The sequence below is a fragment of the Mycobacterium sp. genome (assembly GCF_052143115.1).
Lineage (GTDB): Bacteria > Actinomycetota > Actinomycetes > Mycobacteriales > Mycobacteriaceae > Mycobacterium.
This window is the reverse complement of sequence record NZ_JBKQTQ010000111.1, coordinates 1-8,863: the sequence shown is the minus strand read 5'-3', so window position 1 is coordinate 8,863 and position 8,863 is coordinate 1. Positions and strand designations below refer to the sequence as shown.

The 8,863-nt window shown below is 69.0% G+C and carries 3 protein-coding genes; all 3 read left to right on the top strand.

Annotated features, from left to right (window positions below; translation table 11 throughout):
* The coding region (locus ACLQI9_RS11585) for a glycosyl hydrolase family 65 protein (RefSeq protein ID WP_442377095.1) at positions 1 to 719 on the top strand (719 nt) is incomplete at its 5' end.
* Positions 720 to 751: 32 nt separating this feature from the next.
* Complete coding sequence (locus ACLQI9_RS11580) at positions 752 to 2,413, top strand: acyl-CoA dehydrogenase family protein (RefSeq protein ID WP_442377093.1); 1,662 nt, start codon at positions 752 to 754, stop codon at positions 2,411 to 2,413.
* Positions 2,410 to 8,863: SDR family NAD(P)-dependent oxidoreductase (locus ACLQI9_RS11575; RefSeq protein ID WP_442391697.1), on the top strand; the 6,454-nt coding region annotated here is incomplete at its 3' end. The genes ACLQI9_RS11580 and ACLQI9_RS11575, both read left to right, overlap by 4 nt.

Below are 8,863 nucleotides of genomic sequence, written 5' to 3'. Positions count from 1 at the left end.
GACGAATGTACGTCCCATTCCACGACGGCGTCATCAGCCAGTTCGAGGGATACGGCGAATTGGACGAATTGGACTGGGACCGCTACCACCGGAAGTACGGCAACATCCAACGCCTCGACCGCATCCTGGAGGCCGAGAACGACGACGTGAACCGCTACAAGGCTTCCAAGCAGGCCGACGCGCTGATGCTGCTGTACCTGCTGTCATCGGATGAGTTGCGTGAGTTGCTCGACCGGCTCGGCTACCGCTTCATGCCCGACAAGGTCCCAGAAATGGTGGACTACTACCTGGCCCGCACGTCGCACGGGTCGACGCTCAGCGGTGTGGTGCATACCTGGGTACTCGCCCGGGCCAATCGCGATCGGGCAATGGAGTTTTTCCAACAGGCGCTCAAATCCGACGTCTCCGACATCCAGGGCGGCACCACGTCCGAAGGCATTCACCTCGCGGCCATGGCCGGCAGCGTCGACCTCATGCAGCGATGCTTTACCGGGATGGAGACCCGATCCAACCGCCTCATCCTCTCCCCGCACTGGCCGGAAACACTTGGCGTGCTGGCATTCCCGATCCACTACCGCGGTCTGCACCTACACCTGCGAGTCAGCGGAAAGGGCGTGATCATCAGTGTCGATCCGCGCGATGCCGCCGGAGTCGAAGTGGAATGCCGTGGCCGAGTCGTTCAACTGACTCCCGGCAGCACTGTCGGATTCGTCGGCTGACCGTTGCTATACGGACGAACAGGAAGAGAGCCATGATTGCGACCGTCGGCCTGGACCGAGACACCCTCGACATGATGCTGGACTCATTGGACGAGTTCGTCACCGCGGCCCTCCCGGACCAGCGCCGGCTGGAACTCGACCGCGAGGACATCTGTCCGGAGGAGACGGTCCGAGCGATGTGCGGTGAGGACCTCGGCGTCCAGCTGGTGTTCATTCCCGAGGAGTACGGCGGCCTGGGGGGCGGGGCGTTCGACTCGTATCGGGTGTGCGAACGGCTCGCCCGCGTCGACATCGGGGTCGCGACGGCGGTGTTCGCCACGTTCCTCGGTAGCGACCCGATCCTGGTAGGCGCGACCCCGGAGCAGCGCAAGGAGTGGCTAGGACGCATCGCCGAGCAGGGCATCCTGTTCGCCTACGCCGCCACCGAGCCCGAGGCGGGAAGCGACCTGGCCGCCCTGTCGACGACAGCAACACCGGTCGAGACCGACGGCCAAGTGACCGCCTACCGGCTCACCGGTCGTAAGCAGTGGATCAGCAACGGCTCGATCGCCGACGTCTACTCGGTTTTGGCACTCGCCCCTGGCGGCCCGTCCTGGTTCATCGTCGAGAAGGGCACTCCCGGCTTCTCGACGGCACCGCCGGAAGACAAGCACGGTATCCGGCTGTCCAACACCGCGGCGCTGTTCCTCGATGACGTGGTGGTACCGGCGGAGAACCTGGTGGGCCGGGACGAGGGCCGCGGGCTCACCCAGGCGCAGCAGATCTTCGGGTACACCAGGGTGATGGTCGCCGCGTTCGGCCTTGGCGGTGGTTGGGATGCCCTCGACCGCGCGATCGCCTACTCCGTCAACCGGGTGCAGGGAGGCGCGCCGCTCGCGAACAAGCAGGGCTTCACGCACAAGCTGATCGTGCCGCACGCGGTGCGACTGGAAGCCGCGCGCGCGTTCGTAGAGGAGACCGCGACGCGCATCGACGCAGGCGAGGGCGCCGGGGGCGCGCTCAACACCGAAGGGGCGATCGCGAAGTACCTGGCGACAGAATCCGGCAACGCCGCAGCCGAAGCGGCGATCCAGGCGCACGGCGGGTACGGCTACACCCGTCCGTACCTGGTGGAAAAGATCAAGCGCGACGTCCGGATCACCACGATCTACGAGGGCACCTCCGAGATTCTGGAGATGACGATCGCCCGCGACCGCTGGCAGCACCACCTCAAGACAACCGGCGCCTACTACCGCGACGCGGCGCGCACACTGGAGGGTGTACCTGACGAATGCGGAGGGCCCACGGCAGCGCTAGCACTGGAATCCCTGGCGGCGGTGCTGGAGGCGTGCCGGGCCGGCCGGCTGACCCGCAGCCAGCACGTTCTGCTGCGGCTGGGTGAACTGATCGCCTACGCCGAGTGCGCGGGCGCACTGGCCCGCCGCGCCCGGGCGGCCGCCGCCGGTGTGTTGCCGGAGAAGTCCGACGCCCGGTTTGACGCGGCCGCACTCGCCGCGATCAGCCGGGTCTTCGCGCGGGAGGCGGCGCTGAAGGTCGCCGAGGAGGGCTTGCGGTGGGTGGCCGGCGCGGGCACCGGCGCAGATCTGCCCGCCGCTCTCCCCCTCGAGCGGGTGCGGGCCGCACAGGCCGGCCTGCTCGCTGACATGGACCGGGTGGCGGATGCACTGTACCGACGGGAGACCGGATCATCATGACGACCACGATGCAGGAACCGATCGCGGTGGTGGGCGTCAGCGCGATCATGCCCGACGCACCCGACGCGGCCACCTTCTGGGCCAACATCAAGGACGGCCGATACAGCATCAGCGACGTCCCGCCCGAACGGTGGGATCCCGAGCTCTACTACGACCCCGACCCGCATGCACCGGACAAGACGTACTCGCGCATCGGCGGGTGGGTCCGCGACTTCTCCTGGGAGCCGCTGGCGTGGCGGCTACCTGTGCCGCCGGCGGTCAGCACCCAGATGGACGGCGGCCAGAAATGGGCCGTGGCGGGCACTCGTTCGGCGCTGCTGGACGCCGGCTGGCCGGACTGGACGGTGGACCCGGAGCGCGTCGCCGTCATCATCGGCAACGCCATCGGCGGCGACAAGCAGCACCGCAGCAACCTGCGGATCCAGTTTCCCAAGTTCGCCCGCGAGCTGTGCGCCGCGCCGTCGTTCGCGGCACTGCCGGAGCCGGTGTGCGAAGCAGTGCTCGCCGAGACCCGCGCCTCGTTTCTCGCCGGGTTCGAGGAGATCACCGAGGACACCATGCCCGGCGAGCTCGCGAACGTGATCGCCGGGCGGGTCGCGAACCTGTTCAACTTCCGCGGCCCCAACTTCACCACCGACGCGGCCTGCGCCTCCGGGCTGGCCGCTATGTCGGCCGCCATGCGCGGACTGCAGGCCGGCGACTTCGACGCCGCGGTCACGGGCGGCGTCGACCGCAACATGGACGCAACCGGATACGTGAAGTTCTGCAAGATCGGCGCGCTGTCGGCGACCGGCACCCGCCCATTCGACGCCGGTGCCGACGGCTTCGTGATGGGCGAGGGCGCTGCGCTGTTTGTTCTGAAGCGACTGTCCGACGCCGAGCGTGACGGTGACCGCATCTACGCGGTGTTGCTCGGCCTCGCCGGCTCCAGCGACGGGCGCGGCAAAGGGATCACGGCGCCCAACCCGGTAGGGCAGCGGCTGGCCGTGGAGCGGGCCTGGCATGTCTCCGGTGTCGATCCGGCGCTGGCCACCTGCATCGAGGCACATGGCACATCCACCCGCGTCGGCGACGCGACGGAGCTCGCCAGCTTGACCGATGTATTCCGCAAGGCGGGTGCGGCGAACGGCTCGATCGCGCTGGGGTCGGTCAAATCCAACATCGGCCACCTCAAGGGCGCGGCCGGAGCCGCGGGCCTGTTCAAGACGGTGCTCGGCCTCCACGAGAAGATGCTGACGCCCAGCCTGCACTTCGACCAGCCCAACGAAAACGTGGACTGGGACGACATCCCGTTCCGGGTCAACACCGAACTTCGCGAGTGGCCCGCGCCCGCGAGCGGCGTGCGCTGCGCCGGGGTGAGCGCCTTCGGGTTCGGCGGCACCAATTTCCACGCCGTGCTCGAGGAGTACGTGCCCGGCCGGCACCGCGCGCAGGATGCCAGCCGATCGTTTCCGGGCGCGACGGTCACAGCTCAGCCGACCGCCGCGACGGGTGGGCGGAAGGCGCCGCTACGTGGAGCGGCCGTGGTCGGCGGCGCAGATGAGGCCGAGGTGGCGGCACAGCTGGAGCAGCTGGCCGCCGAGGCTTCGGGCGGGCGGGCTCCCGCCCCTGCTCCGCCGGACCCCGCGCTGGCCGGTGCGGCCGTTCGGGTCGCCATCGACTACGCCGATGCGGCCGACCTGGCGACCAAGGCGGCGAAGGCGGTGCAGGCACTGCGGGGCGGCGGCAACCCGGCCATGTGGAAGATACTGCGCGCTCAGGGTGTCTTCGTCGGCCGCGGCGCACCGGGAAAGGTCGCGTTCCTCTACACCGGCCAGGGCTCGCAGTACGTGAACATGCTACGGGACCTGCGCCAGCGCGAGCCGATAGTCGCCGCGACGTTCGACGAGGCCGACCGGGTCATGGCACCGCTGCTGGGCAAGCCGCTGACTGCTTTCATCTTCGCCGACGGCAGCGACGAAACCACTGCGCAACGGCTGGAACAACAGCTCATGCAGACCGAGATCACGCAACCGGCGGTGCTGGCCACCGATCTGGCCCTGACCCGGATGCTCGACGCGTACGGCGTTCGTCCGGACATGGTCATGGGCCACAGCTTGGGCGAGTACGGCGCCCTGGTGGCCGCGGACGCGCTGTCGTTCGACGCCGCCCTGGAGGCGGTCAGCGCCCGGGGCCAGGGGATGGCGAGCCTGTCGATTGCCGACAACGGCGCCATGGCGGCTGTGTTCGCCCCACTGGCCGAGATCGACCGGATCGTGGCCGAGACCGACGGGTACGTCGTGGTTGCGAACATCAATAGCAACGGCCAGGCCGTCATCGGCGGTGCCACCGATGCCGTGGACCGCGCGGTCGCGGCTTTCCGCGCCGCCGGCATGAACGCCAACCGAATCCCGGTCAGCCACGCTTTCCACACCGCGATCGTGGCGCCGGTGAGCGAACCGCTCAAGGCCGCACTGCGCCGGCTCGACATGCGGCCGCCGCGTCGGCCCATCGTGTCGAACGTGACCGGTGAGTTCTATCCGGCGGACGCCGACCTCGACACCATGCTCGACCTGCTCGGCCGCCAGGTGGCCTCACCGGTCCGGTTCATCGACGGGCTGCGCACGCTGTACGCGGCGGGTGCCCGCATCTTCGTCGAGGTCGGCCCGAAGAAGGCACTGCACGGCTTTGCCGAGGACGTCCTGGGCGACGATGTGCTCGCCTTGTTCACCAACCACCCGAAAACCGGCGATGTCGCGTCGTTCAACCAGGCGTTGTGCGGGCTGTACGCCGCCGGGCTGGGATTCGCCCCGCTTCCCGCCGCGACCGCGACCGCCGCGGCGACCGCAGTGCCGAGCGGGAGGACAGCCATGACCAGCGAACAGTACGCCGAACTGGGCCGCCTCGTCGTTGACGTCATCGAACACGGTATGGATGCCATCGCCGACACAGCCGCTGCACCGGCATCACGCGCTGCGGCGCCAGCTGCTACCGAACCGGTGGTGATAACCGGCGCAGCGCTCGGTCTGCCCGGTGTCGAGCGAGTCTTCGACGACGAGAACATCGCCCGCATCCTCGATGGCCAGCAGTTCATCGACACCATCCCGCACCCGCTACGCCGTGCGATGGTCGACCGGCACATCATCCGCCTGGTCAAGCGTGAGTCCGGCGACCCCAGCTTCGAGACGATCGACAACGAGGCCGACGTCATCAAACTGGCCGCCCGCAGCGCGCCACTGGACGTGGTCACCGAGTTCGGGGTCGACGCCGCCCGCGATGCCGCGTTGGACTCGACCACCCGGCTTGCCATCGGAGCCGGCTTCGACGCCCTGCGCGACGCGGGGATCCCGCTGATCATGCACTACAAGACCACGACACTAGGCACCCAATTGCCCGACCGTTGGGGGCTGCCGGATTCGATGCGTGACGACACCGGCGTCATCTTTGCCTCCGCCTTCCCTGGCTACGACAACTTCGCTCAGGACCTCGAGCGCTACTACACCGACCGAGGCCACCGTGATCAACTGCTGGCGCTGGAAGCAGTGCGCGCCCGGCTGAGCAACGACGAACCGGCCGCGATGGAGGTTGACCGGCGCATCCACGAGCTGCGCCACACCCTCCAGTCCGACCCGTACGTATTCGACCGGCGTTTCATCTTCCGGTGCCTGTCGATGGGTCACTCGCAGTTCGCCGAGATCATCGGCGCGCGCGGGCCGAATACACAGGTCAACGCCGCGTGCGCGAGCACTACCCAGGCGACCGCGCTCGCCGAGGACTGGATCCGGGTCGGCCGGTGTCGGCGGGTGATCGTGGTGTCCGCCGACGACGTCAGCTCCGACGTGCTGCTGCCGTGGGTGGGATCGGGATTCCTGGCGTCCGGGGCCGCCGCCACCGACGACGTCGTGGAGGAGGCCGCCACACCGTTCGACCGGCGCCGGCACGGGATGATCCTCGGCATGGGGGCGGCGGCTTTCGTGGTGGAATCCGCCGACGCGGCCCGGGAACGCGGGCTGCAGCCGATCTGCGAAGTCCTCAGCACCGTCATCGCGAACAGCGCTTTTCACGGCACCCGGCTCGACGTCGAGCACATCGGCGGCGTCATGGAGAGCCTGCTCGCCCAGGCCGAGGCTCGCGGCGTAGACCGACACGCCATCGCGCCCAGCACCGTGTTCGTGTCCCACGAGACGTACACGCCGGCCCGCGGAGGCAGCGCCGCGGCCGAGATCAATGCGCTGCGCCGGGTGTTCGGGCCAGACGCCGACGCTGTGGTCATCACCAACACCAAGGGCTTCACCGGACACGCGATGGGCGCCGGCGTGGAAGACGTCGTCGCCATCAAGTCGCTGGAGACCGGTCTGGTTCCTCCGGTGCCCAATTACAAAGAGCCGGATCCCGAGCTGGGCCACCTGAACCTGTCGGTTGGCGGAAGCTATCCGGTGCGGTACGCGCTGAGGCTGGGCGCTGGGTTCGGCTCGCAGATTGCGATGACATTGATGCGGTGGACCCCGCTTCCCGACGGCCGCCATCGCCTGCCGGATGAACTCGGGTATGAGTACCGGATCGTCGACCGACCTGCCTGGCAGCGCTGGCTGACGGCGGCGGCCGGCACCGCCGACGCCCAGCTGGAGGTCGTCCAGCACCGACTGCGGATCGTCGACACCGGCGCGCCGGTGCAAGCCGCTCCTGCGGTGGCTCCGACGCACGCGCCGACGGTCCAGCCGGCCCCTGCGGCGTCGGCGCTAGCACCGGCACCCACACCGGCACCGGCCACTGCGGCCACTGCGGCGGCGCCGGCAGCGGCGGCACCGGCAGCGGCAGGCGACGACGTGACCGACACCGTGGTCGGCGTCGTCTCCCGGCTCACCGGATACCCCCCCGAGCTGCTTGACGTGGATCTTGACCTGGAAGCCGACCTCGGCGTGGACACCGTCAAACAGGCCGAGATCTTCGCCGCCATCCGCGAGCATTTCGGCGTCGCCCGCGACGACACCGTCAAGCTGCGCGACTTCCCCACCCTGACCCATGCCATCGGCTGGATCCGCGACAAGACCGGCACCCAGCCACCCCCAAAAAAAGCACCCATTGATGCGGCTGCAGCGACCGCCAGCGCAGCGGCTGCGTTGCCGACTGTCAAAGGCGACATCGCCGCTACCAGCCAGATTGCGCGCAGGGTGCCGGTAGCCGCGCTGCGACCGGACCTGAAGGCGTGTATACCGACCGGGGTGAATTTGGGCGCCGGCACCCGGGTGGCGGTGATGCCCGACCAGGGCGGGGTCGCGGACGCGCTGATCAGTCGACTCACCCGGCTCGGCGTCGAGACGTTGGTGCTGCGCCCGGTTGATGACATCGACACCGTCCTCGCGGACGGCTCGGTCAATGGCGTGTACTGGCTTGCGGCGCTCGACGACGAGGGCCGCCTGCAGGACATGGACCTCACCGGCTGGCAGGAAGCGCTGCGTTGTCGAGTCCGCAACCTTTACCTCACCATGCGACGGCTGTATGAGCAGAGCCCGTTCCTGGTGGTCGCCACCCGCCTCGGCGGGTACCACGGCTACGACGAGTCAGGGGCCAGCTGTCCGTTGGGCGGCGCGGTCACCGGGTTTGCCAAGGCCTACCGACGCGAGCGACCCGATGCCCTCGTCAAGGCCGTCGACTTCCCGGTCAACCGGAAAACGTCGGCGCTGGCCGATGTGCTGATCGACGAAACGCTTCGTGATCCCGGCTGTGTCGAGGTCGGCCACGCCGGGGGTCGACGCTGGGGCGTCGGCCTGGCGGACCGCCCGTTCCCGGACGTCGAGCAGACCGGCGAGCTCGTCGGCTCCGACCCTGTTTTCCTGGTCACCGGTGCCGCCGGCAGCATCGTGTCGGCGATCACTGCGGACCTGGCGGCTAGGTTCCGTGGCACATTCCACCTCCTTGACCTCACGCCCACGCCCGACCCTGCCGACCCCGATTTGCTCCGCTACGCCAATGATCGCGACGGCTTCAAGGCCGAGCTCGCCGCCCGGATGCGTGAGCGGGGTGAGCGCCCGACACCGGTCCTGATCGAGCGGGAGCTGGCGCGCCTCGAGCGTCTGCAAGCCGCGTTGGCCGCGGTGCGGGCCGTAGAGGAGGCGGGCGGCACCGCCCATTACCACAGCGTCGACCTCACCGACGCGGGCGCGGTGGAAAAGGTGATGGCCCAGGTGCGCGACACCAGCGGGCGCATCGACGTCCTGATCCACGCCGCCGGGGTAGAGGTCAGCCACGCGCTACCCGACAAGAAGCCCCGCGAGTTCGACCTGGTGCTCGGGGTCAAGGGTGACGGGCTGTTCAACGTGCTGCATGCCGTCGGCGCGCTCCCGCTGGGAACCGTCGTGGCGTTCAGTTCGGTGGCCGGTCGTTTCGGCAACGTCGGACAGACCGACTACAGCGCCGCCAACGACCTGCAGTGCAAGGTGTTGAGCAGCCTGCGCCGCACCCGTCCCGGGG